This is a genomic window from Exiguobacterium mexicanum (genome assembly GCF_005960665.1).
Taxonomy (GTDB): Bacteria; Bacillota; Bacilli; order Exiguobacteriales; family Exiguobacteriaceae; genus Exiguobacterium; species Exiguobacterium mexicanum_A.
Window position 1 is genome coordinate 2,016,625 of the sequence record NZ_CP040676.1, and the last position, 25,249, is coordinate 2,041,873.

A 25,249-nucleotide genomic window follows, 5' to 3' on the forward strand; every position below is an offset into this window, starting at 1 on the left:
TCGATTAGACTGAACGTATGAGGGGGAAAGAAGATGAGTGCATATGAACAATTTGGAGGCGAACGTGGCGTTCAGCAACTCGTGGACGCTTTTTACGACCTCGTTTACGCCGATCCGATCTTATTGCCGTTGTTCCCGGACGACAAAGACCGGGTCAAAGCGCATCAGTTTGAGTTTTTAACACAACTGCTCGGGGGACCGAAACTGTATACAGAACGTCGCGGTGGCGGCAACTTGGCGATGATCCATCGCGACCACCCGATCTCGGAAACGCACGCCGGCCACTGGCTCGGCTGCATGGAGCAAGCGCTCAAAACAGTCGATGCCCCCGAATCGGTCAAGCAACAACTGTTCCATCGTTTGATCATGTCATCCTCGAACGTCGTCCGCGTCTGCTCCCACCATTTTGAGTAGTCAGCCTTTCGAAAAGCGGGTATGATAAGAAAGTAAGTAAAGGAGGTCGTTTTTCATGACAGAAGAAGAAAAAAAAGAGGCCGTTTCCTCTGAAGAACAAACGGAAGAAGTAGAACCGACGGCAGTCCTCGCCGACGCCCTCGCAGAGGATGAAGAGGAAGAAGACCAACCCGAAGAAAAGAACATGGACCATATTAAAGGCGTGTTCAACTATCCACATGAGAATGGACGAGAGTACCGCGTCGTCTTCTATAACGATCGCAAAAACCTCGTGTTCCGTGAACTCGGGAACGGGAAAGTCGAATTCGTCGGCCGTTTCACAGACGAGTCGTATGACCAAGAGAACGAAGCAGAGATGCGTGAACTCGGCGAGCAACAGCTCGAACGGATTCTCGCAGATCGCCTCAAATAAAAAAATCGCCCGCGGGCGATTTTTTTATTTGTGCTTGTTTTTGTTTTGTTTTTTCTTACGAAGCGCGTAAATTGCACCCGCAAGTCCTCCGGCGACAGCAATCCCGGCCATGACCGGCACGAGCACTTTTTTCGTCGGAATCATCTCTTTCACCCGTTCATACGGTGTCGGCACCGACAGTTCGAGTTGAACCGCCGACTCGCCGTGACCGTGCGCACGCGCCTGACGAGCCGCATCGGTAATGACGACACGTCCCGTCGTATAACGACGAACACCGTGTTCATCGGTGTACGGGCGACGGACACGTTTGACGCCACGCACGGTGCGCCCACGAGCCGCATCGGGTCGGACTATCCGTTCACTCGTCCACGAGCGACCCCCTGTCGCGCTATAAGCAGGGCGCATCTTGCGCCGATTGATCCATGTGTACGAATCATTCATGTCTATTCCCTCCAATATACTGAAGTACCTTTTCTTATTATACCCATACAACATCTGGGGGAAACATGAGTTGTCGTGAACGTTCGTTCACAAAAACAGAGGATGGCCCGGTTCGGACCACCCTCTGTTTGCCACATTACTCCGTGAACGGCTTATCTCGATGGCGACGTTTCGCCAAAATCAAGTAGTAAGCTGGAACGAGCACGAGCGTCAATACGGTCGAGAAGAGAATTCCTGACACGATTCCGATAGCAAGCGGTCGGAACAGTGGGTCTTCTCCAAGCGCGACCGGCAAGAGTGCCACAACAGCGGTCAACGCCGTCAACAGAATCGGACGAATCCGGGCGCGTCCCGCCTCATAGACGGCGGTCGTGACGGCCATGCCGTCGCGAATTCCTTGCTCGATGAACTCGAACAAGACGACTGCGTTCCGAACGACGATCCCGGCTAGTGAGACGATCCCCATCGAGGCCATGAAACTAAATGGTGTCTGGGTGACGAACAGTCCGACCACAGCACCGGCAATCGCCAAGTAAATCGTGAACAAGACGAGGAGCGGAAGTGACAGTGAATTGAACTGGAACGCGATGATCAAGAAGATCAAGAACAAGACGACGACGAACAACGTAGCAAGTTCAAGGAAGAACTCGTTCTGTGTGTCGCTCGCGCCAGATTGGTCAAACGCGATTCCTTCATCGGTCAATGACGCCTCGGCGTCAGCAAGCACGCGGTCGACGTCTTGTTTGAACGCCTCTTCGTCCATGCCTTCGCTCGCATAAATTTGGAGCGTCACGATCCGTTCCCCGTTCTCACGCGGAATCTGTTGAATCTGTTCTGTCGTCGTCTCAGTGACGAACGTACTGAGCGGTGCGACCGGAGGACCTGCCTCCGTCTGAACTGGGACGAGGATATCGTCTAAGGCGAGCGCCTCACGGTTCGCTTCCGCATCGACGACGATTTTCACATCGCGTTGTTCGACTCCGTCATCAAACGTGCCGATCGGGATGCCGTCCGTGACGAGGCGAATCTGGTCACTGATTGATTTCGCGGTCACACCAGCGGCCGCCATCGCGTCACGATCAAGTTCATACGTGAGCGTCTGGAACGGCTCTTTAATGTTGTCGAGCACGAGTGCACCGTCGATGGCTTCAAGGTTCGCTTTCACGGTATCCCGGGCCGTGACGAGTTGCTCGATCGTTTCACCGCGCATCGTGAACTCGACTGGTGCCGAAGTCGGCGGCCCTTGTTGCTGCGTATCCAAGAAGATTTCAGCATCCGGGTTGTTTTCCCGGATTTGTGTCGTATATTCGTCGATCAATTGAATCGCGTCAATCGTCTCGTTGTCGACACGAACGACGATTTGACCCGTGTTTTCACCGGTCTGATCGAGCCCTCCCGTGAAGAGGCTCGGTAGGCCGCCACCCGCAAAGACAGATGTCTCGACGACACCATCAATACTTTGGAACTCTTCCTCGATCGCTCGAAGTCTCTGTTCCGTCTCCTCAAGGTCGGTTTGGACCGGCAAGGTGACACTCGTCACGACTTCTGGCCGGTTCGCAGCCGGGAAGAATTCGAACGGCGTCAACAAGATCAAGCCGTACAATGCGGTCGTGATGACGAAACCGACGAGACCGAACGTCCATGGACGCTTCGCGACTTTGGGTAATAACGTATCTGCATAGAAATTACTGAGCCGGTTCAGTGGCCCACCTAACCAACCCGGCTCGCGTTTCGATACTTTCACTTGCTTCCGATTCAACCAGTACTGGGCGATCGGCACGAGCGTCAAACTGATGAGCATCGAAGCGAGCACCGACAAGGCCAAGACGGTCGGCAAGGCACGGATAAAGTTCCCGTTCGCTCCCGAGAGGAGTGTCAATGGCAAGAAGGCGAAGACGACGGCGAGCGTCGATGTGACGATCGAGCCCCACACTTCTTTCGTCCCGCGTACGGCACCGCCCATCGCCGTGTCACCTTTTCGGTAACGGCGCAGGATATTGTCATTGACGACGATGGCGTCATCGACGAGGATCCCGAGCGCAATGATGGCCCCGATGATTGAGATTTGGTTCAAGTCGACTCCGGTGAAACGAAGTGGAATCAACGCGAGCAAGAACGACAATGGAATCGCTAAGCTGACAATCAGCGAGCCTGAGAACGTGAGCCCAATCGTCGTGACGACGATGACCGCAATCATGGCAATGATGAATTCACGAGTGAGGGATGAGAAAATATCATCGACCGCTTTGGCCTGCTCGTAATATGGAACAAGTTCGACACCATTCACGTCCCCGACTTCATCCGCAACGACTTCGTCGACGCGTTCTTGAAGAGTCGGGATATCTTGACCCGATTCAATCGTGACCGTCAAGGAAACGGCAGGTTGTCCGTCGAGTGAAACGAGGTCCGTGACCGCTTTCTCCGTCTCTTCGACCGTGCCGACGTCTTCAAGCAGGACAGGCGTCCCATCCATTGAGCCGACGACGACTTGGCCCATGTCATTGACGTTCGTCAAACTATCGATCGCCAATTGGTAAATCCCATCTTCAGTCGACTGGCGACCGAGCGGGGTCGTCTTATATTCTTCATTGATCGCCGTCAAGACGTCCGGAAAAGCAAGTTGACGCTCCCCGAGTTCCGCCGAGTCGAGCGAGACGACGAATTCCGTTTCCGGTAGTCCTTTGATCGTCACACTGGTAACCCCATCTGTCCGCAACAGACGTTCCTCCAACCGCTCGATATCTTCACGCACTGTCTGGAGTGTTTGGCGATCATCTGCCGTCAACAAGTAAGAAGCGACCGGCAACTGCCCGATCGAGTCATTGACGGTCGGGGCCAGCGCATTTTCTGGCAAGCGAGGCGCAGCGTCTGAGATCGCTTGGCGTACATTCGACTGCAGCTCACTTCGATCGAAGCCGTCTTCATACTCGACGGTGATATTCGAGAACTCGGATGCGGATAATGATGACACATTCTCGATACCATCGAGTCCTCTCAATTCAGTCTCCAAAATATTCGTAACGTTCCGTTCGACCGTCTCTGCGGTCGCGCCCGGATATGGCGTTTGAATCAAGATGATATTGACACTCGTCTCTGGAATTTCACGCTTCGGAAGTTGGAAGAACGTGAGCACTCCAACGACGACTGCGACGAGCAAAAACACGATGACCAGTTTTCCTCGTTCAATCATTTTTTGAAAAAACATGTTGACCCCTCACTTTCAGATAATGTGCAAATACACATATGAACTATTCTTCTTTATCATAGAGGGGTTCACCATTCATTTCAATCTTTAAACACAGTTGAATGTGCTTCAGTGAAAGCGTTTTTGAAACGAATACGATAACTCGATGGACCGTTGCTTTTGCTTATAGACGGTATGATTCGAGACCGGGACCTCGACCGACTCACCCGAATGAAAGATAATCCGACTTCCTTTACCACTCTTCTTAGCATCGAGGACTTGAGAAAAATTTATCCAGGCACAGTCCGGACTCTCTTTTGCAATCGTCGGGAAAAAGATTGCATCTGCATGCCAATCCATGATGACAGGTGTCTTCCGGTGCGGGCCGAGTACGTTACGGGCCGCCTCGATCCGTCCTTGAATGCTTGAACCGTAATACAGACAGGCCGATTCGAGTAAATACAGGGGCGATCCCTTCATTCGCGATACACCGTCGGATTGATAGACGAGCGTCTCCGCCTCCCCATACTCATTGAAAACTGGAATCAAAGCTCTTGTTTCATTCGTCAACTGAGTCATCTGATTTGCCTCCATCATGGATATAGTGACTTACATGTCATTCATACCAAGAAATGAAGACTTAAACAAATCGCGTTCATATATTTCCCACTAAAAAAACCAACCGATTATCGGCTGGTTTTTTAATTTCAGTGATCTAATTTCTTATTCTGTAACGATTTCGATTGAGGAAAGTGAAAATGTACACGTACTCCGTCTTTTGTATTTCCCAAGGCGACCGTCCCCTCATGGAGTGTCACGATTCGTTGAACGATGAACAGGCCAAGACCGAACTTCCCTTGTTTCCCTCGCGAAAACTGATGGAACAAGTCGAGGTTCGCGTCGACCGGGGGACCGTCATTCTCAATGGTGATGTCGACACCCGCCTCGGAGCGTGTCAGTTCGATTCGAATCGTCGACTCGGCATAGCGCAAGGCATTATCGAGCACGTTCTCGAAGGCGACACGGATTTGTTCTCCGTCCCCGAGCATCTCGCCGGCATGTCCTGTCACCGACCAGTCCAAGTTGCCGCGCAGTTTGAATCGGCTAACGAGCAGTTCCATCAACTTATCGAGATTGATCGGTTCAAGCCGCATCTCCTGGCCCTTAAAGTATTCGAGCTTCGTGACATATAACAAATCGACGACTTTCTTCTCGAGCCGGGACGCCTCTTCATCGATGACTTCGGCCGACCCTTTCAAATCCCCGGTCGGATAAATCCCGTCCCCGATGGATTGGGCGTAACCGCGAATTACCATAATCGGCGTCTTCAAGTCGTGCGAGATGTTTTGGAGCAGCGCCTGTTGGGCCACGTCTTGCTCTTGAAACTCTTGCCGCATCGCGTCAATCGAGCGGGCCAACTGCCCGAGCTCATCTTGACGAGCGAGCGGGAGCACCGTCTCCCATTGTCGGTTCGAGATTTTCTCGACCGCCCGCTCCATCTCGACGATCGGCTTCGTCAACTCTCGCGACATCCATAAAGCCGGGATTAACGACAACAGGCTGATGACGCCGATTAAAATCGAGATGCGCCAGTAGAGCGTCGAGACAAGTTCACGCCGGTAAGCGTCCCAGGCGTAGGAAGCTTGGTAAATCAGAGCCCCATCGTACTCGTTCTGGCGGATGATATAGTAGACGTCCTCTCCATCAATCGTCGTCTGGTATTTGGCGACCTCGCTCGTCTGTGTGAGCGCCTCTTGATACATTCGGTTCGTCAATTCGAGCGGGGCCGAACCATAAATGATGCGTCCGTTCGGCAAAAAGATGAGCTGGTTGACCGATCGGGATTCTTGTTGGCGACGGTCATACTCAATCGGATTTTGCGGAATGTTTTCTAGCTCATTCGTATTCCCCAGGTAATAATCCACATCTTGCAACGTCTCGTACACTTGTTCATCGATAAACTGCGTGATCGAGGAACGAATCGTCAACAAAATCATCAAGGCGAGCGTCACGATGATCAGAAGGATCAATACCCAAATCTTCCACATGAGCCGTTTCGGCTGGAGACGATCGAGCTTCATGGCTTAACGAGTCGGTAACCGACGCCATAGAGCGTTTCGAGCTCAAGGCGATGCAGTTTCTTCCGGAGACGGCGTACCAAGTCATCGACGACGCGGTCCGAGCCGAAATAGTCATGGCCCCATACCCCTTCTAAAATCTGTTCGCGTGATAAGGCAGAGCCCGGATGTTCGAGGAAGAGCAGCAGCAAGTCGAACTCTTTTGATGTCAAATCGATCTCATCTTGTTCATGCTTGATGAGACGTTTCTCAGGATAAATCGTATATTCCCCATATTCGATATGCTCATTCGATTTCGAACCGTAGACACGGTCGATCAATTTTTTGACGCGGATGACCAGTTCCCGTGGCAAGAACGGTTTCGCGATGTAATCGTCCGACCCCATCTCGAGTCCGATAATTTTATCGATATCCTCATCTCGCGCCGAAATGAAAATCGTCGGCGTGAACGCGTTTTTCGCTTTGATTTCTTTCAGTAATTGGAACCCATCGAGGTCCGGGAGCATGATATCGAGCACCCATAAGTCTGGTTCGTCTTTGATTGCGGCCTGGGCCGAGGTCCCGTCGGTGAACGAACGGACCTGATACCCTTCTTGCTCTAAATACGTGACGAGCATCTTATTTAAATTGATTTCATCATCGACTAAATAGATTGTGTACATTCCAGTCACCTCTGCAACGTTTTTTATTTATCATATCAAACAATTGTGGATGAATGATGGGAATGCAGCCGTTTCCTCCGCGCTCAATGTGTTCACGACACGCAAACAAGCCCACAAAAAAAGAAGGGTTCCCCCTTCCTTACCGCGTCGGCCGAGTGCGCATCTGTTGTGCGAGGAATACCGTGCCGCCACTAAGGAGGGCCAGTACACCGCTGATCATCATGAGTTCCATCATGTTCCACCTTCCTACTGATATCGATTCTCATTATCACCTATAATATAGCATACTTTTCTTAGCATGAACATGACAAAAAAACTCCCGCCATGGTAGGCGGGAGCTCTCGATTATGCGTTGACGTCGTAACCCTGTTCTTCGATGGCTTCGATCATCGTTTTCACTGAAATTTTATCGTTGTGGATGACATCGACCCGATGGTCCTGTAACGAGACGATCGCTGACTCGACGCCTTCAAGTTCTGTCAAGGCGCCTTCGACCGCCGCCTTGCAGTGATTACATGTCATACCTTCTACTTTTAATGTCGTTTCATTCATTTGGATGTTCCTCCTTGTGTTTTCAATCGTAACGCGTTCAAGACGACCGAGACCGAACTGAACGCCATGGCCGCCCCGGCAATCCACGGGGCAAGCAAACCGGCGGCTGCGACCGGGATACCGAGACTGTTATAGGCAAGCGCCCAGAACAAATTTTGACGAATGTTACGCATCGTCAACGCACTCATCTCGATGGCACGGTTCACCCCATCGATATCTTGCCCCATCACGGTGACATCGGCCGCCTCAAGAGCGATATCCGTCCCGCTTCCGAAGGCGATGCCCACGTCAGCGACAGCAAGTGCCGGCGCGTCATTCATCCCGTCCCCGACCATGGCCACACGGCCCTGGCGTTTCAGCGCCTCGACATGATCCGCCTTCTCGACGGGCAGTACCTCGGCGATGACGTTCGTTTCCGGAATCCCGAGTTGACGGGCGACGTCGAATGCGACTTCTTTCCGATCACCGGTCAAGACGTAGACTTGTCTCGTCTTGGCAAGTTGTTGGACGACGGCACGGCTTTGGTCTTTCAACCGATCTTGCAGACCAAACGCCGCAACGACCCCAGACTCGTCGGCCACATAGACCGGCGTCATCGCCTGCATGTCCCACTCCGGTAATGCAAATCCGGCTTCTTGCATCATACGGACCGAGCCGATAAGAAGAGGTTTCCCATCTACGACCGCTTTCAATCCTCGACCGGCCAACTCTTCAACGCGTTCGACCTGACCGTCCCCTTCGCCCCGACCGATTGCCTCGGCGAGCGGGTGCGTCGACTGACGTTCGGCCATGACGGCTTGTTTCAAGAACGACGTCTCTCCGAACGTCGCCACGACTTCCGGCGTACCTTTCGTGAGCGTCCCCGTCTTATCGAAGACGACGATATCGACCCCATTCAACGATTCGAGCTGACCGCCACCTTTGAACAAGACACCACGTTCGGCGGCACGGCCCGTCCCGACCATGATCGATGTCGGTGTCGCGAGACCGAGCGCACACGGACAAGCGATAACGAGAACGGCGATCGAGGCCCGGATCGCCATGTCCAAATCATTGAAGCCAAGCGTCCAGACGGCGAACGTCAAGGCGCTGATGGCGACGACGATTGGAACGAACACACCGGAAATCCGGTCCGCTTGTCGTTGGATCGGGGCTTTGTCCGTCTGCGCCTGTTCAACAACACGAACAATTTGAGCGAGCATCGTCTCGCTGCCAACACGTTCGGCGACCATCAAGACCCGGTGCGAGCGGTTAATCGTTCCGCCGACAACATCGGCGCCGACACTTTTCTCAGATGGGATTGATTCCCCGGTCAACATCGACTCATCGATGACCGTCTCACCTTCGACGATTTTTCCATCGACCGGCACTTTTTCGCCAGGGCGGACGACGATGACGTCACCGGCTTTGACCAAGTCGATCGCGACTGGCCGTTCCACACCGTCAACAAGTAAAATCGCTTCTTTCGCCTGTAACGATAAAAGTGACTTGAGCGCGTCCGTCGTTTTTTCTTTCGCTCGGGCCTCTAACCATTTCCCGAGCAATACGAGCGTAATCAAAACGGCACTCGTCTCAAAATAGAGCGACGGATGCATCGGATGCACGAGCATCTCGAAGACGGAATAAAAGTAAGCCGCCGATGTCCCTGTCGCCACGAGCACATCCATGTTGGCCGCGCCGCTCTTCAGGCTCTTATACGCCCCTTTATAAAACTGGGCCCCGATCCAGAACTGGACCGGTGTGGCGAGCGCGAATTGCCACCACGGATTCATGAGCCAATCGGCATGGAACGTCACACCCGGGATGTGCGTAATCATGACGAGCAGAAGCGGTGCTGACAATAGCGCCGAGATGAGCACTTTTCGTTCGAGCGGGCGGAGGTCGTGTTTCGGGGTCAATTCCGCTTTCCGTTCTGCGCCGTAGCCGATCTTCTCGATTCGGGCAATCAACTCTTCTTCAGTGATACCTTCCTCGACGCGAATCGTCGCCGTTTCAAGCGGCAAGTTAACGGTCGCTTCGACGCCGTCCATTTTATTCAACACTTTTTCGATTCGGCCCGAACATGCGGCGCATGTCATCCCTTGAATCGACAGTTCGACGGTTTTCATCGGTCCACCTCCTTACTTTTTGATGCGGCTGACGATTGTCATCAATTCGTCAATGTATGGGTCCATGTCTTCCGTTTCGCTGGCATGGACTAGACATTTGCGCATGTGGCGTTCGAGCAGTTGCATCTCAACTTGTTTGAGCGCAGCTTGAATGGCTGACGTCTGAGTCAAAATATCGACACAATAACGGTCGCTCTCGACCATCTTTTGAATCCCTCGTACTTGTCCTTCAATCCGGCGCAGCCGTTTGCTGAGCGCTTCACGCTCCGCGTCTTCGCGCGGAACAATCGGTTCGTCATGCATGAATTCTTCCATGGTTATCACCTCACCTTCAATATACCCCTACCCCGTAATGGTGTCAAATCATTTAATCAAAAAAAGAGCGACTGATTTGTCGCTCTTCCCCCTAATCAATTGCGTTGGAATGCCTCGCTCTTCAAGACGGTCCGTAAAATTTTTCCGGTCGTGTTCCGAGGCAGTTCATCAATGATTTCAATCTGTGTCGGCTGTTTATACTTCGCCAGTTTCGTCGCCGCGAACGACCGAATCTCGTCGAGCGTCACATGCTCGTCACGAGTGACGATGAACGCTTTGACTGCTTCCCCTTGTTCTGCGTCTGGCACCCCGATGACGGCCGCCTCGACGATCCCCGGATGCTGATACAACACTTCTTCGACTTCGCGCGGATAGACGTTATAGCCACCGACGATGACCATATCCTTCTTCCGATCGACGATATAAAAGTAACCGTCCTTGTCACGTTTCGCCAAGTCGCCTGTATAGAGCCACCCGTCGCGAAGTGTCATCGATGTCTCTTCTGGGAGTTTGTAATACCCTTTCATCACGTTCGGCCCACGGACGATCAGTTCACCGACCTCGTCGATCCCGACCTCTTCCCCGAGCTCGTCGACGACTTTGTTCTCGACGTGGACGATCGACGGACCAATCGAACCTGCCTTCCGCTCCCCGTGGAGCGGGTTGAAACAGGTGACCGGTGACGCTTCCGAGAGGCCATACCCTTCAAGGATCTTACATTCGAACTTTTGCTCGAACGATTCGAGCAACTGTACCGGCAGACTCGCTCCACCGGAGACGAAGACGCGGACGTGCTTGAGTGCCGAGGCGTAGGCCGGGACTTTCATCGCCGTCTGTAACAAGAAGTTGTACATCGTCGGCACCCCGGCGAAAATGCTGACGCGATGTCTCGGGATGAGGTCGAACACGTCCTGCGGCGAGAATTTCGGCAAGATGACAATCGTCGCCCCGCGAAGGAGCGGTGCGTTGACGATGACCGTCAAACAGAAGACGTGGAACATCGGCAGCGCCGCGAGCGCTTTATCTTCCGGCGTGATCTCCAAATATTCGCCGATCGAATGGGCGTTCGAGAACAAGTTGAGATGCGTCAACAACGCTCCCTTCGGTTTGCCGGTCGTCCCACTCGTATAGAGGATGACGGCGACGTCTTCCTCATCGACCGTGACGAGTTCCCCTTTCGTCGTCGCGAACGCCTCCTCGAACGGCAAGAACTCGATGTCGCCGTCCCGTTTCAACGCCGGTACGTCCGCGTACGGGACCGAGATGACGAGGCGGAGTTGCGGTAACTTCGCGAGCGCGGCCTCTGCTTGCGCGACGAGCGGTGACAAGGCGACGATTGCCTTCACGTCCCCATCGACTAAAATATAGGCCATCTCATCCGGTGTGTATGTAGGGTTGATCGGAATGACGACCCCACCTCGTGCGAGCACCGCAAAATAGGAAATCAAGAATGCCGGGCTATTGCCGAGGACGAGTGCGACGTGGTCGCCTTGTCCAATCCCTTTTTGCTCAAGTGTCGCCGCCATCGCCTCGATTTGACCGAAAAACTGTCCGTAGCTGACCGTGTCTTCCCCAAACACGTAGGCCGCCTTATTCGGATGCGCGGCCACAACGCCCTGTAGTGCCGTGACTAAGTTTGCCATGGTAATCCCCCTTTGAAAATGAATGACTATTCACTTTTGAGCCGTAAAAAAGAGCACGGCATCCGCGCTCTTTTTCAGTTATCTTCATTGTACATGAAACGGCTCAATAAGAAAACGCTTTCAAGTCCATCGTCTTCAAATGATACAAACCGGTCCGGCTCTGTACGTGGACGAGCGCCTGCAGTGTCTCGTCATCCATGAGCAAATCGTCCATCAATTTGTGGAGCGCCGACTTCTTCGCTTCGGTTGTTGCCGTGATGAAAAAGATCGCCTCGGCCCGAATGGTTTCAGCAGCAATCGTCTGCATCGCAAACGGGTGATTAAGATGTAACAACGTGATTCCATCTTGTTTCGAGACGTGGAGCGGTACATCGACGACAGCGACCGGTACGGCGACATCTGTCACGCCCGACGGGATCGTCCGCTCTTGTTCGATGACGACGCGCGCGAATGACTCATCGACAATCCCTCTTCCTTCTAACTCAAGACCGATCGCGCGGACAGCGAGGTCAAACGTCGGTTGCTCCGTCACCCACATCCAATTCGCGTCCATCCACTCTGTGATAAATCGGTACATATTGTTTCCTCCTATTGGTTGAACCCAATTTAAGAAAGCGCTTGCATTGATTATGATACGCCTCGTCGAAACGACGCGCAATGGTCCACACAAGATGTCACGAAAACGCCAAAAAGAAGGGACCCTATTCAGAGCCCCTTCTTCCCTCAAACCCGCTTCAGCTAATGAGATCGACGAGTTCTTCGAGCTCGACGTTGCCAAAGTAATGTTTGACGTCAAGCTGTGACAATTGTTCCCGAATCGCGCCGCGTTCGAAGCGCGTCCCGACGAGCACTTGTTCAACATCCTGGATATCACCGACGCCGAAGAAGTCGCCGTAAATTTTTGCTTCCGTAATCGTCCCTTTGTTGACGTTCAAGCGGACATCAATCGTGCCGATCGGGAAACGACGTTTCGACTCGACATCAAACTTCGGCGATTTCCCAAAGTTCCAATCCCAGTTCGCGTAGCGTTCTTTCGAGATGTCCTGAACGATCTCCCAGTCCTCATCGCGAAGCACGTAACGCTCGGGTTCTTGCCCGTCATAGATTGAGTGAAGGAGTGCCTCGACGAAGCGCTCCATCGCCATCTCTTCTTCTAAAAACTCGGTGATGTTGGCGACACGGCTCCGGACCGACTTGATTCCTTTCGAGCGCATCTTCTCTTCCGAAACGTTGAGCGAGTTGACGACTTCCTCGATGTTCGAGTTGAACATGAGCGTCCCGTGGCTGAACATGCGGCCGCGCGTCGTGAACTGGGCGTTACCGCTGATTTTGCGTTCGCCGACTTGGATATCGTTACGTCCCGTCAATTCCGCCTCGACGCCGAGCTGTTTCAAGGCATCCACGATCGGTTGCGTAAACTTCTTATAGTTATTGAACGAGTTACCGTCATCTTTTGTGATGAAGCTGAAGTTCAAGTTCCCTTCGTCGTGATAGACGGCCCCGCCGCCTGAGAGACGACGGACGACGTCGATCCCGTTCTCTTCGATATACTTCAAGTTGACTTCTTCTGACGTGTTTTGGTTCTTACCGATGATGATTGACGGGCCGTTAATATAGAACAAGAAATAATCCTCATGCTCGACGTTCAAATGTTTGAGGATGTACTCCTCGACCGCCAAGTTGAGTTTTGGGTCCCGGATGTCCGGGTTGAAAATAAATTTCACAGTAAGTTCCTCCTAAGGATGTTCGTTAGTTGTATTATACGAGACGTCGGCCCGGCGCTACAACTCGTTTACTTCCATTCTCCTGTCATGACGCGTTTCAATGCGTTCGCGACACCATATTCGTCGTGACGCTCGGTGACGTGATGGCTGATGGCGATCAAGTCTTCGTGACTATTGCCCATCGCGATTGCTTTGCCGGCGACCTCAAACATCGGAATGTCGTTCAAGTTGTCGCCGATGACGACGACTTCTGACAAATCGACACCGAAATGCTCGGCCAGTTTTTTGATGCCGTGCCCTTTGTCGGCCCCGTTCGCCATGACCTCGATGTTATCGTTGCCTGAAGACGTGACGTAAACGCCTTCGACGCGCTCATCGATTTCCGTCCAAAGTGACGACATTTTCTCAAAGTGGCTCGAGAAAGCGATGAATTTATAGACGCGTCCGGCCTCATTCTTGATGAAGTCCTCGATGTCTTCGACGAGACGAACGTCCTCGTTAACGTAATATCGTTTGCGGAAAAACTCATACATCTCGAGCGACCGATCGTCCCCGTTCTGTTTCAAGTTCTCCATCGTCGCATCGATCAAGTCGAGTCGACTCGCGACGAGTCCCGCCTCTGAGTACATCTCATAGAAGACGTCCGAGTATTTATGGTCTTGATGCAACACCGATACGACCTCGAGCGCTTCTTCCATCGTCAAATCGATTTCATGTAGCACGTCGCCGGTTTCCGTCAACACTCGTCCGCCGTTTGAAGAGACGATCGGGCACGTGAGGCCGACCTCATCGAGGATTTCTTTCGCATTGAAGTAATTGCGTCCCGTCGCAATCGCAAAGCGAATCCCTTGCGCTTCTGCCGCACGGACGATTTCTGCCGTCTCGGGTGCGATTTTCGTGTGGTTGTGCAGGATCGTGCCGTCCATATCAGATACGAACAATTTATACGTTGTCATCAACATCCACTCCTCTTTTTCTGTTTCGCTTATAACTATAACAAAAAGAGAGGCCATCGGAATAATCCGACACCTCCCTTCATAAATCTTTAATCTTCTTCCGAGAGCGCCTTGATCTGTTCATGGACGCTCTTGATGCAGTCCGGCATGCCGATCCCGTCGTAGGCGATGCCCGCGAGCAGGATGCCTGGATAGACGCGGCCCATCTCGGCGCGTAGCGCGCGGACCCGGTCGGAATGGAAGACGGCGTATGGCGGCAGCCCGTCCCGGAGCCGGCTGACGACCGTCTCGAGCGGGGCTGCTTTAATCGTCATCAAGCCGCCAAGGTCCCGAAGTGCGGTCGTCACAATCTCGTCATCAGACGCATCGACGATGTCATCGGCGCCCGGTCGTCCGAGAAAGACGCGCAGGACGTGATACCCTTCCGGCACGGCGTGCGGCCATTTTTGGTCGATGAACGTGCACGCGGTGATCGTCACGTCCGCCTCTTGGCTCGTGACGAAACCTGTCCCGACGAACGGCAGCTCGATATCGTCTTGTTTAAACACGAGCGAGCACGTCGCCGTCGCGTGCGGCTTCATGTCCGCGAGAAAATCGCTGTCGACTTTCGGCAAGAACTGGCGGATGAGCCGGGGCGGGACCGTCAAGATGAGGTGATCGGACTCGATATCCCCACGGTTCGTCAGCAGGCGATAGCCGCCCTCAATCTCCTCGACTTGTTCGACCGAACAGTTCAAGACGATTTCAGTGCGCTCTAGCCGTTCGGCTAGACGGTCGGTGAGCGACTTCAACCCTCGTTTGAGTGAAGCGAACTGTCCGACTTTCTTCGCCCCGACTTCAGCGACCCGCTGCTCGGGACGAAGGTGACGCATTCCCTCATACAAGTTGCCGTATTTCTTCTCGCCTTCGATAAATTGCGGGAACGTCGACAACGCACTCATCTGATCGATATCTCCCGCATAAATCCCGGAAAGAAGCGGCTCGATCAACCGGTCGACGATCGGGTCCCCGACGCGCTCGCGTAAATAAAGCCCGAGCGAGACGTCCGTCTTCGGCGCTTCGACGTCCGGGGGCGACAACAGCATCTTCCGAAGCGTGGCGTGTTCTTCCTCGGACAAGAGTGTCGTATCCTTGAACGCATCGACGTCGAGCGGAATGCCCATGACCGTCTGCTTCGGAATCGGATGTAATCCGTCATGATGGAGCACGTACGCTTGGCCGACGCCGTTCCGGACGATCTCATCGCCGAGCCCGACCTCATGAATCAAGTCGGTCATCGCCGTTTTCCGGAACACATACGAATCCGGCCCTCGTTCGACCGCAAATTCCCCGGTCTCGAACGTATCGATTTTTCCACCTAAACGGCCGCTCGCTTCGACGAGCTTGATGGTGACGTCTTCCGGCAAATAACGCTCGGCATAAAAAGCGGCGGTGAGACCTGTGATCCCACCACCGACAATCGTTACATTACGCATGATGTACAATCACGCTTTCCATTCGATCGGCGATGGCTTCAATGAAGCTACGCTCCGCGTTTGGCATGTTTGGACGTGCATAGTGGACGCCTAGGCGGTCACAAACGACTTTACATTCCACGTCGTTATCGAAGAGCACCTCGAGATGATCCGCGACGAATCCGACCGGCGTATAGACGAACGCCTCATAACCATGCTTTTCATAAAGTTCAGCCGTCAAATCTTGGACGTCCGGTCCGATCCACGGGTCAGGCGTGTTGCCCTCTGACTGCCAACCGACCTCATAGTTCGGTACGCCCGCCGCTTGGGCGATTTTATCCGCCGTCTCTTTCAATTGATCCGGATACGGGTCGCCGCCTGCCAAAATCTTCTCTGGGAGACTGTGTGCCGAGACGATCAAGCATGCCTTCTCGGCCGGTACCGGCAAGTTCGCAAACGTCGCTTTGATCGCTTCCGCCCACCAGTTGATGAATTTCGGCTCATCGTACCACGATTCGACCGAACGGATCTCGATGCCGTATTTCGCGGCTTCTTCATGCGCCCGCCCGTTGTACGACTTGACGCTGTATGACGAGTAGTGCGGAGCCAATACGACCGACACCGCTTCTTTGATGCCGTCGTTCGCCATTTGCGCGACCGCATCTTCTACGAACGGTTCGATGTGCTTAAGCCCGATGTAGAGTTTGAAGTCGATCTCACCGGCGTGACGCTCGTTCAAGATGTCACGGAGCGTCTCCGCTTGGTCGATCGTGATTTTCGCGAGCGGTGACACGCCTCCGATGGCCTCATAGCGCTCCGTCAAGTCTTGGAGTGCTTCCGGTGATGGTTTACGGCCATAGCGGATGTGTGTGTAGTAGCGCTCGATATCTTCAGGTTTGTATGGTGTCCCATAAGCCATTACGAGTAATCCGACGGTTTTCATAATGATTTGCCTCCCATTTTTTCACGTGAGTAGTCATGGATAAATGCTGTCAATTTGACGAGAACGGACGGATCGACTTCCGGGAACACCCCATGTCCCAAGTTGAAGACGTATCCAGGTTGTTTCATCCCCTCGTCGAGGATTTCTTTCACTTTCGCTTCGATGACCGGCCACGGGGCCAACAAGAATGACGGGTCAAGGTTACCTTGGACCGCTTTCGTGATGCCGCGGTCGCGCGCATCTTGAATCGATAGGCGCCAGTCGAGTCCGACGACGTCGAGCGGCTGGTCTTGCCACTCTTCGACGAGATGGCTCGCTCCGACACCGTGCATGATGAGCGGGATGTCGAGCTTGCGCAACTCGGTGAAGATCCGTTCTGTCGTCGGTTTGATATAACGGACATAATCCTTACGGCTGAGCGTCCCGACCCATGAGTCGAACAATTGGAACGCCTGGATCCCGGCTTCTGCCTGCGCCGTCGCATATGTGATGACCATGTCGCCCAGTTTCTCCATAAGCGCGTTCCACACGTCCGGCTCGGCGTACATGAGTGCTTTCGTTCGGTGGTAGCTCTTCGAAGGACCACCTTCAATCATGTAGCTCGCGAGCGTGAACGGTGCGCCTGAGAATCCGATGAGCGGAACTTCCAAACGTTCCCGAAGCAAACGGATCGTCTCGAACACGTACGAGATGTCTTCCGGATTGAGCGGTTTCAAACGCTCCACATCTGCCATCGTCCGGTATGGGTTATCAATGACCGGACCGATGCCGCTCTTGATTTCCACATCGACGCCCATCGACGGGAGTGGCGTCATGATGTCTTTATACAGAATGGCCGCGTCGACTCCAAGTTGTTTCACCGGGAGCTCTGTCACGTAGGCACACAGCTCGGCATCATGCGTGATCTCAAATAGTGTCCTCGTTTTTTTGATCTCACGATATTCTGGTTGGTAGCGTCCGGCTTGGCGCATGTACCAGACGGGCACATAGTCTGTCGCCTCTCCTCGAAACGCCTTCAAAATAGTATCGTTCATACGTCGCGTCATTCCCCTCTATAATTCTCCTACACTCTTCTTCTATAGGTATGTGAACTCAAAAACATTATACAGAAATTAATTAGAATAATGCTAATGTGAAGCATTTTCATTGTGTTTTCTTTGTGTCATTTCTTTGTCGGATACGTGCGGAAGGCTGAATTGAGCTGACCTCGAATCAAATCGTCACGCTGTTTCGACGACAGACGCTTCTCGCGCTCTTTGATGTCTTGAATTCGCCAACCATCCTCAAGTTTCGACGCTATATCGACCAATCGCTCGACGTCATGGAAGGAATATTTACGTGACCCACCTTTTGTCCGATCCGGAAAGACGAGCCCTTTCGCTTCATAATAACGGACTTGTCGCTCCGAAAGTCCTGTCAGCTCAGTGATGACGCCCATCCCGATTACTTTCTTCGACTTATAGTCCATCCCTCGTCCTCCTCCTTCATAAAAAAACTATGTCAGATAATCTGACAAATTGCAATCCAAGTCGATTTTTTCGTCTTACACTGAAAACAACTTTTGAATCATCAATCGCAAAAAGGAGGAATCGCAACATGGAAGACATCTTATATTATATGGACACGCTGTTCGTACTCATCGCTGCACTGCTCGTCTTAACGATGCAACTTGGTTTTGGCTTGCTCGAGACGGGGACGCTCCGGGCTAAAAACGCCGGGCACGTCGCAGTCAAACAAATCATCAGCCTCTCTGTGGCGGCACTCGCCTTTTGGGCCGTCGGCTTCGGCCTCTCCTTCGGGGACGGGACCCGCTGGTTCGGGACGGAAGGATTCTTCATGAACGGATCGTTCACGAGCCTTGATTGGGCCAACGTCTCGATCGACATCAAATTCTTGTTCCAGTTGTCGTTCGTCGCTGTCGCACTCGCCATCGCCTGGGGCGGTTTCGCAGAGCGGGCCAAACTTTCCGCGTACGTCTTGTTCGGTATCTTCTTCGTCGCCATCCTCTATCCGATCGTCGCCCGCTCCGTATGGGCCGGTGGACTCCTCGGATCGATGGGCATGCAAGACTTCGCCGGTTCGGCCGTCGTCCACCTTCAAGGCGGAATGGCCGCCCTCATGGCCACGATCATCTTGAAACCACGTCGTAAAACCGAATCACTCGCCGGTCACAACCACGTCTTGACGGTCGTCGGTGGACTCGTGCTCTGGCTCTGCTGGTTCGGATTCAATGCCGGGTCGACGATGTCGGTCGCAGATGGATTCTTCGGTTACGTCGCTCTTACGACGATGCTCGCCACGGCTGCCGGTGCCCTCGGCGCCCTCGCCATCGTCATGATGCATAAGAAGACAGCGGACATCCCGACAATCGTCAACGGTGTGCTCGGGGCGCTCGTCGCGATCACTGCTGCCTGTGCCTTCGTCGAACCATGGGCCGCCGTCGTCATCGGTGCCGTCGCTTCAATCGCCACATACGGTACGAGCATCCTCATGGCAAAATATATCGATGACCCGCTCTGTGCTTTCTCGGTACACGGGGTCGCCGGAATCATCGGGACGCTCGCGCTCGGATTCTTCGCCTCGCCTCGCTTGGTCGAGATCACAGGCATCGGTTCGGCCGGCCTCTTCTACGGCGGCGGCTTGGGTCAACTCGGTGTTCAAGCACTCGGCGTCTTGATTGCAATGGTCATCGCTGGTGGCGGTAGCTACGCCTTCTTGAAATTGCTCGACGTCACGATCGGTCTTCGTGTCACGGAAGAACAAGAAGATATCGGCCTCGACATCGCCGAGCACGGTGTATCCGCATACGGTGAAGTCGAGACAGAACCTGAAACTCCGGCACGCCTCCCGAAAATTCTCGGGTCGAGTGTATCGGTCATGTCACCGAAGAAATAACGACAACAGTCAGGGACACCCAAAGCGGGTGTCCCTGTTTCATGTCAGTTGGCTCAAATAGTACCGGACGACCATATATGCGAGCACGAGACCGACGAGCGCGTCCCACGTCGCCCCGAACATGAGCGAAGCCGCGCCAAGGGCGAGCATTTGCGCGAACAACAGCCGTGTCGCCCACCATTTATAGGCGACGAGCCGCTCGGCACGTGTGATCGGCAACCACGACGCCATCGACACCGTGTCGAGTCGTTTAAACAATGGGACGAGTTGCAAGGCAGTCAACCCGACGAAAAGCGGGACGACCAACCCGACGTACCACCCGCCCGAGAGCCACATGACGACGAGCGCGACGGCGGAAAGACGCAACACGAGATCGAGCGAGTCGTTCGAGCGCATGACCCGGAGGCCATAGACGTACCGTGCCGCATCGGCCCGTTTCAAGACCGAGCGCTCGAGCAGGCTGACGATGAGCGATCGTTCCCGCACATCTTCCCGCATCGCCGGGACATCGACGAACCAACTGACGACCCGGTTGAACTGGGCTTTGCTCTTCTCTTCAAGCAAGAGCCAATCGAACAGCGGGATGCGTCGATTTCGTCGCACGTGGAGCAAGATGAATGGGATGAGCGCCGGCACCGGTGTCAACATCGGCACACCAAACAGGATGAGAAAGCCGCTGGCGAGCGCGCTCGGCAAGACGACATATTTGACCCCCTCCAACTTGGCGAGCCGCCCCGCCACCGAGATCAGGACACTCGTCGCGATGATGGCCCCGACTTCGACCGAGGTGAGCGCTTGCGTCCGGACGAGCAACGGCAACACGACGAGCATGATGAGGACGGCACGGACGGCAGCGAAGACGACGTTGAATAGTCGAACGCCGTTCATGAACGTTTGCATCTCACCGAGTCGCGGCAATAAGAAGACTTGGTCCGCTTCTTGAATCAATGTGCGGGGGCGATGCCCGAGCGGCAGAAGCAACCAGAGGAGCGCCACAATCCATTCACTCGGGAATGCCGGGTCCAAGTCCGTCAAGAACTGGTTGTAAACGAACGCTCCGTAAATGAGCGTGAAATAAAGTGTGAACAACAAACCGCCGTTCGCCACGTACCGGCTGTATTTCACGACGTCCTCCACCCAGACGCCAAATCGTTGTTTGAACACGTTCATTGCTTCCGCTCCTCGGCATCAATCGCCTCGACATAAATGTCATCGAGCGTGGCGTCCGGACGAAGACCATATGTCTCGCGCAACTGCGCCGCCGTACCGGTCGCGATGACCGACCCCTGGTGCAAGAAAACGAAGCGGTCGCAGTGACGTTCCGCCGTCTCCAAGATGTGGGTCGACATCAAGATGGCGCAATCTTCCTTATACTCATCAAACAATCTCAATAGTTGACGAATCGCGAGTGGATCGAGTCCGACGAACGGCTCATCGACGATGAGGAGCGGCGTCTTTGTCACGAGTGCACAGAGGATCATCGCTTTTTGCCGCATTCCTTTTGAAAAAACGGACGGAAACCAGTCCAATTGCTTCTCCATCCGCATATCTCGGGACAATCTTTCGGTCCGGATTTTCAGGTCGGCCTCGTCGATGTCATACGCTTTCCCGATTAGCGTCAAATGTTCACGCAACGTCAATGTGTCGTATAAAATAGGGGTCTCGGGTATATAACTTATTTTCTTACGATAGTTATTTTCCGAAGAAGCGAGTGTCTCACTATCGACTTCGACCGATCCCGAAATCGGATCAAGCAATCCTAAAATATGTTTGATCGTCGTCGATTTCCCGGCGCCGTTTAGCCCTATGAGCCCCACGAGCTCACCTTTTTTCACTTCAAACGAAACATCGTGTAACACTTGTTTACCTATATAACCGCCGTTCAACTGGTCGACGTGCAACATGAAAACTCCACCCCTCATTTTCAACTTTTTTTCGTGATATATGTTTTAAAAGCTGTCACATGGGAATAATCTGAACTGTAAGGCATTTTAAAACTTATTCATTACTTCCATTGTTCCATAAAATTGTTAGGAAGAACAATGGACAAAACAGAAAGGAGAATGTTTTTATGGGTTGGATTATCACTTTAATCGTCGGGGGTATTATCGGTTGGTTAGCAGGTCTTATTTTAGGTAAGGATGTACCAGGTGGCGTCATCGGGAACATCATTGCCGGTATCATCGGTGCTTGGCTCGGTGGCCTCATCTTCGGAGACTTCGGTCCTGCAGTTGGCGGCATCGCGATTATTCCAGCACTTCTCGGTGCGATTATCTTGATCTTGATCGTATCGTTCGTTATGAAGTCAATGAACAAAAAGCGCTAATCCAGTGCTAGAAAAACGGGACCCTCGCCTAATCTGTACCCCTTGTAAAGGACATTAATAAAAAAACTTATGCTGATTCAAGGAGATGATTCCTGTACTGTACGGGAGTCATCTTTTTCATGTTCCATTGATAACGATGATGGTTGTAATAGTTAATGGTTTTTCGGATTTCACGCTGTAGTGAATCGAACGTGGTACAGGCCTTTAACTCGACGATATCCTTGAAATGTCCAAAGAATGATTCCTGGACAGCGTTATCCCAACAGTTGCCCCGTCGGGACATGGATTGACCTAGCTTCATACGCTTCACCTCTTTCTGATAGGTCGGGCTCGTGTAGTGCCCTCCTTGATCTGAATGGATGAATGCGTCCTTGTCCAAGCGAATCCTCCGGTTCTTCCGTAAACGCTTCAACGTATCCAATACAATGTCGAGATTGATGTTCTCAGAGAGTTGATGCGCCAGTACCTCATTGGTCGAACCGTCCACGATGGTCGAAAGATAGGCTCGCTTACCGTTCCCGTAAAATATGTAGGTGATATCGGTGAGAAGCACCTTGTAGGGAGTGCCCTGTTTGAATTCGCGTTTGAGGCGATTCGGCACCACCCGGTGCTCGGCCGTCGCCTTAATGAGCCGTTTGTATGGCTTCGCCTTGCGGATTGGACACACGATGTTGTATTTCCGCATGATACGTCGGATACACTTCAGGTTCATCGTCACACCGAAATGACCAGACAGCACCATCTTGATCTGCCTAGCACCCTTCTTGCGCTTCTTGAAGTGGAACGCCTTCAGAACGAGGTCACGAAGAGCCACGTCTTTCGATTCGCGCTCCTGTCTGGTCTGTCTCCTCCGTTCCGAGAAATAGGCGTGGTATCCCTGACGTGACACCCCGGCCACCTGGCAGAGATGGCTGACCATCCCCTTCATTTTGTGCTTGATGATGACACCTTGAATCAGCTCATACTTTTGCGATGCGTTAAGTCCAGCTTTCCTCTCCCTTCCGCCAGGCGGATCTCCTTTAATAGTTCGACCTCTGCTTTCAACAGTTTGTTTTCGGCCTCGAGCTTCGCGTACCGTTCTTCTGTCGACAGCTCTTTATCTCTCCAACGTCCTGAATTACTTGATCGTGTATCGCGCAGCCCCATTACCCCATCTTTTCGGTAAGCTCGTGTCCAACGATTTTTACAAGAACTCATACGCCGTTCACCGAGTACCTCCACATCGAATCCACATCCCCGGAAGATTTCCACAGGGAACTTTCCTTCCAACGTCTGTGCTATAAAAAGTTCCTTAAACTCATCGGTATACGTGATCCCTTTCGGGCTCACAGATTTAACGTAAGGATTTGCGGCTAGCGCATCTATTTCTTTTGACGTAAATATCTTCTTCGACACTCGAATTCACTCCCAATATGATTTAGTCCAGTGTACACAAAAACCCTGAGCAGTAGACTTTTTTTTAGTGTCTACTACTCAGGGTACAGTTTAGCCGAGGGTCCCGTTTTTTGTCATGTGAGGATGAGATAGAGGGCCTCATCCCGCTCGATGAATCGTTTCTCGCTCTCCAAACGCAAAAACGTGAAAATCGACTCGAGCAACGTCCGGTCGTAGCGCCATTCGACACCGAGGTCCGTTTCGACTCGCTCGTTCGGTTCACCTAAAAGCGCAATGAGGTCATCCGGCCGCTTCTGTAAATCGATGTCGATGCGTTCGACGCGCCCGTCAACAAACCGTAACTCCATCCCCTCATAGCGCCAAACGTCCCCTCGCTCCATCGGTTCACCAATCTCATCGAGGACGGTTTGTTCCCGTTTGTTCATCAGCCCTTCGATCGTCTCAATCGAGTGACCTGTCTGAGCTTCGACTTCGATTTCAATCAACTCGGCCCGATCAAGATCGAACTGCCCGGCGACGGTCTCAGCTTGTTCCGGCAACAAGGCAAACGCCAAGTCATCGTCTTCTGTCAGCGTCACGACCTCAGTCTCGGTCACCGTCGACCCATCGATGACAGCGACGGCTTTCACGTCATAACGACCCGGCATACGCTCGAGCTCCACCTCACCGCCCCCCTCATCAATTCGACCGACTTGTGCACCGTCCACCCACACGTTCGTCAACGGTACGTCCGATGTCACAACGAGCGTCTTCGGCAACAATTCAATCCGATAGTCCGAGAAACCAAACCGTCCTGCCCCCGTATCGACGAGCCGGAACAACCCATCCGTCTCCATACCTTGCTCCCGGTCGGCGCGGTCCCGCGCTACTTCCGAGATGGCCTCGCCCCGAATCGTTTTCTCTTCATTCAACCAGCCCATGAAGCGGAGCGCCTCGGCTCGCGTCAGCGGTTCCGATTCATACTCGACGTTCTCCTGGAAGAAGCTGACGTCCTCGTTCAACAGCGCCTCTTTGAACCGGACATGAGTCTTGTCATTGGCTGCTGCCGGTTGATATCCCCAGCGATAGACGGCCCCGGCGATCAGCCCGAGCACGATTGTCGCAAGGAGGACATAATAGATTCGCCTCCGCCGTACCGTTTTTTTCGATCGTACATACGCCATCCGTTTACTTCCTCTCTTGATTGCTGTTGTTTCTAGTCTAAGACGATTCATCCTCCCGGACAATCATTCTTCCGCCTGAATTTCCATGTTATGATGAAGTGGAATAGTCATTTACGAATGGAGGAACCCACATGCACACTGAAGCCAACTGTATTTTTTGTAAAATCGTCCAGAACGAGATTCCTTCTTATAAGGTATACGAGGACGACGCCGTCGTCGCGTTCCTCGATATCTCGCAGGTCACGAAAGGCCATACGCTCGTCATCCCAAAACATCACGCCCGAAACATTTATGAACTGCCAGCCGACGTCGCCCGGGACGTCTTCCAAGCCGTGCCTTCTATCGCAAACGCCATCCAGCGCGAGACGGGTGCGATCGGCATGAACATCCTATCGAACGCCGAAGCAATCGCCGGACAAACGGTTTACCATTTCCATATGCATCTGTTGCCACGCTATGGCGAGACAGATGGATTTGACGCAAAATGGGAGACGCACCAAGACGATTACTCCACTGAAGACATGCAAGCCATCGCTGCCGGCATCAAAGCGAAGCTATGAAAAAATGGACCGCCGCTCCTGGAG

Annotated in this window: 25 protein-coding genes; 5 read left to right on the forward strand and 20 right to left on the reverse strand. The window is 53.1% G+C overall.

The genetic code is table 11. The annotated features are described in order from the left end of the window. Positions 1-33: 33 nt before the first annotated feature. The gene (locus FED52_RS10720; RefSeq protein WP_138859867.1) at positions 34-414 is read left to right on the forward strand and encodes a truncated hemoglobin; all 381 of its coding nucleotides are present in this window, start codon (positions 34-36) and stop codon (positions 412-414) included. A gap of 55 nt (positions 415-469) precedes the next feature. Beyond that, the gene (locus FED52_RS10725) at positions 470-826 is read left to right on the forward strand and encodes a hypothetical protein (RefSeq protein WP_138859868.1); all 357 of its coding nucleotides are present in this window, start codon (positions 470-472) and stop codon (positions 824-826) included. A 24-nt stretch (positions 827-850) separates the two neighbouring features. On the opposite strand, the gene FED52_RS10730 is transcribed toward FED52_RS10725, so the two are convergent. From FED52_RS10730 to FED52_RS10805, 16 genes are all read right to left on the reverse strand, one after another. Then, on the reverse strand, positions 851-1,267 hold the full coding sequence (locus FED52_RS10730) for a hypothetical protein (protein WP_034776560.1): 417 nt from the start codon (positions 1,265-1,267) through the stop codon (positions 851-853). 136 nt (positions 1,268-1,403) lie between these two features. Further along, positions 1,404-4,472, reverse strand: a complete 3,069-nt coding sequence (locus FED52_RS10735) for an efflux RND transporter permease subunit (RefSeq protein ID WP_138859869.1) — start codon at positions 4,470-4,472, stop codon at positions 1,404-1,406. 108 nt (positions 4,473-4,580) lie between these two features. Beyond that, positions 4,581-5,030 carry a competence protein ComK gene (locus tag FED52_RS10740; RefSeq protein ID WP_034776556.1) on the reverse strand — a complete coding sequence of 150 codons (450 nt, stop codon included), beginning with the start codon at positions 5,028-5,030 and terminating at the stop codon, positions 4,581-4,583. Between the two features lie 128 nt (positions 5,031-5,158). Continuing rightward, positions 5,159-6,532 (reverse strand): sensor histidine kinase, encoded by a 1,374-nt coding sequence (locus tag FED52_RS10745; RefSeq protein WP_138859870.1) that lies wholly within the window; start codon positions 6,530-6,532, stop codon positions 5,159-5,161. Then, on the reverse strand, positions 6,529-7,191 hold the full coding sequence (locus FED52_RS10750; protein ID WP_138859871.1) for a response regulator transcription factor: 663 nt from the start codon (positions 7,189-7,191) through the stop codon (positions 6,529-6,531). Before FED52_RS10750 ends, FED52_RS10745 begins: the two co-directional genes overlap by 4 nt. A 345-nt stretch (positions 7,192-7,536) precedes the next feature. Next, positions 7,537-7,743, reverse strand: a complete 207-nt coding sequence (gene copZ / locus FED52_RS10755) for a copper chaperone CopZ (protein WP_029595964.1) — start codon at positions 7,741-7,743, stop codon at positions 7,537-7,539. After that, positions 7,740-9,851 (reverse strand): heavy metal translocating P-type ATPase, encoded by a 2,112-nt coding sequence (locus tag FED52_RS10760; protein ID WP_138859872.1) that lies wholly within the window; start codon positions 9,849-9,851, stop codon positions 7,740-7,742. Before FED52_RS10760 ends, copZ begins: the two co-directional genes overlap by 4 nt. A 12-nt stretch (positions 9,852-9,863) precedes the next feature. Continuing rightward, positions 9,864-10,166, reverse strand: coding sequence for a metal-sensitive transcriptional regulator (locus FED52_RS10765; RefSeq protein ID WP_034776552.1), 303 nt, complete (start codon positions 10,164-10,166; stop codon positions 9,864-9,866). Between the two features lie 95 nt (positions 10,167-10,261). Continuing rightward, positions 10,262-11,809, reverse strand: coding sequence for a long-chain-fatty-acid--CoA ligase (locus FED52_RS10770; protein WP_138859873.1), 1,548 nt, complete (start codon positions 11,807-11,809; stop codon positions 10,262-10,264). 103 nt (positions 11,810-11,912) lie between these two features. After that, entirely contained in the window at positions 11,913-12,386 is a 474-nt protein-coding gene (locus FED52_RS10775; protein ID WP_034776548.1) for a PTS sugar transporter subunit IIA, read from the reverse strand. Positions 12,387-12,543: 157 nt separating this feature from the next. Further along, positions 12,544-13,533, reverse strand: coding sequence for a lipoate--protein ligase (locus FED52_RS10780; RefSeq protein ID WP_138859874.1), 990 nt, complete (start codon positions 13,531-13,533; stop codon positions 12,544-12,546). Between the two features lie 68 nt (positions 13,534-13,601). Continuing rightward, positions 13,602-14,489 carry a Cof-type HAD-IIB family hydrolase gene (locus FED52_RS10785; RefSeq protein WP_240731253.1) on the reverse strand — a complete coding sequence of 296 codons (888 nt, stop codon included), beginning with the start codon at positions 14,487-14,489 and terminating at the stop codon, positions 13,602-13,604. Positions 14,490-14,578: 89 nt separating this feature from the next. Next, positions 14,579-15,964 (reverse strand): protoporphyrinogen oxidase, encoded by a 1,386-nt coding sequence (gene hemG, locus FED52_RS10790; RefSeq protein WP_138859876.1) that lies wholly within the window; start codon positions 15,962-15,964, stop codon positions 14,579-14,581. Next, the gene (gene hemH, locus FED52_RS10795) at positions 15,957-16,886 is read right to left on the reverse strand and encodes a ferrochelatase (protein WP_034776539.1); all 930 of its coding nucleotides are present in this window, start codon (positions 16,884-16,886) and stop codon (positions 15,957-15,959) included. Before hemH ends, hemG begins: the two co-directional genes overlap by 8 nt. Then, positions 16,883-17,932, reverse strand: coding sequence for a uroporphyrinogen decarboxylase (gene hemE / locus FED52_RS10800; RefSeq protein ID WP_138859877.1), 1,050 nt, complete (start codon positions 17,930-17,932; stop codon positions 16,883-16,885). The genes hemH and hemE overlap by 4 nt, the downstream gene beginning before the upstream one ends. Positions 17,933-18,048: 116 nt before the next feature. After that, entirely contained in the window at positions 18,049-18,354 is a 306-nt protein-coding gene (locus FED52_RS10805) for a MerR family transcriptional regulator (protein ID WP_138859878.1), read from the reverse strand. Between the two features lie 128 nt (positions 18,355-18,482). On the opposite strand from FED52_RS10805, the gene FED52_RS10810 reads away from it, so the two are divergent. After that, positions 18,483-19,781, forward strand: coding sequence for an ammonium transporter (locus FED52_RS10810; RefSeq protein WP_138859879.1), 1,299 nt, complete (start codon positions 18,483-18,485; stop codon positions 19,779-19,781). Between the two features lie 39 nt (positions 19,782-19,820). Here FED52_RS10810 and FED52_RS10815 read toward each other — a convergent pair whose 3' ends face one another. Together FED52_RS10815 and FED52_RS10820 are read right to left on the reverse strand one after the other, a co-directional pair. Then, the gene (locus FED52_RS10815) at positions 19,821-20,951 is read right to left on the reverse strand and encodes an ABC transporter permease (protein ID WP_138859880.1); all 1,131 of its coding nucleotides are present in this window, start codon (positions 20,949-20,951) and stop codon (positions 19,821-19,823) included. Further along, entirely contained in the window at positions 20,948-21,685 is a 738-nt protein-coding gene (locus FED52_RS10820) for an ABC transporter ATP-binding protein (RefSeq protein WP_138859881.1), read from the reverse strand. Before FED52_RS10820 ends, FED52_RS10815 begins: the two co-directional genes overlap by 4 nt. Before the next feature lie 167 nt (positions 21,686-21,852). On the opposite strand from FED52_RS10820, the gene FED52_RS10825 reads away from it, so the two are divergent. Then, positions 21,853-22,107, forward strand: a complete 255-nt coding sequence (locus FED52_RS10825; RefSeq protein ID WP_034776523.1) for a GlsB/YeaQ/YmgE family stress response membrane protein — start codon at positions 21,853-21,855, stop codon at positions 22,105-22,107. A 67-nt stretch (positions 22,108-22,174) separates the two neighbouring features. On the opposite strand, the gene FED52_RS10830 is transcribed toward FED52_RS10825, so the two are convergent. Further along, positions 22,175-23,502 (reverse strand): IS3 family transposase gene (locus FED52_RS10830; protein ID WP_138858667.1). Its coding sequence is split into 2 segments (ribosomal slippage): positions 22,175-23,103 and positions 23,103-23,502, totalling 1,329 coding nucleotides; the frame shifts between segments, so codons are not numbered across the junction. 113 nt (positions 23,503-23,615) lie between these two features. Beyond that, the gene (locus tag FED52_RS10835; protein ID WP_138859882.1) at positions 23,616-24,665 is read right to left on the reverse strand and encodes a hypothetical protein; all 1,050 of its coding nucleotides are present in this window, start codon (positions 24,663-24,665) and stop codon (positions 23,616-23,618) included. 131 nt (positions 24,666-24,796) lie between these two features. On the opposite strand from FED52_RS10835, the gene FED52_RS10840 reads away from it, so the two are divergent. After that, a complete protein-coding gene (locus FED52_RS10840; protein ID WP_034776521.1) occupies positions 24,797-25,225 on the forward strand; it encodes an HIT family protein in 429 nt (142 codons plus the stop codon). Positions 25,226-25,249: the final 24 nt, after the last annotated feature.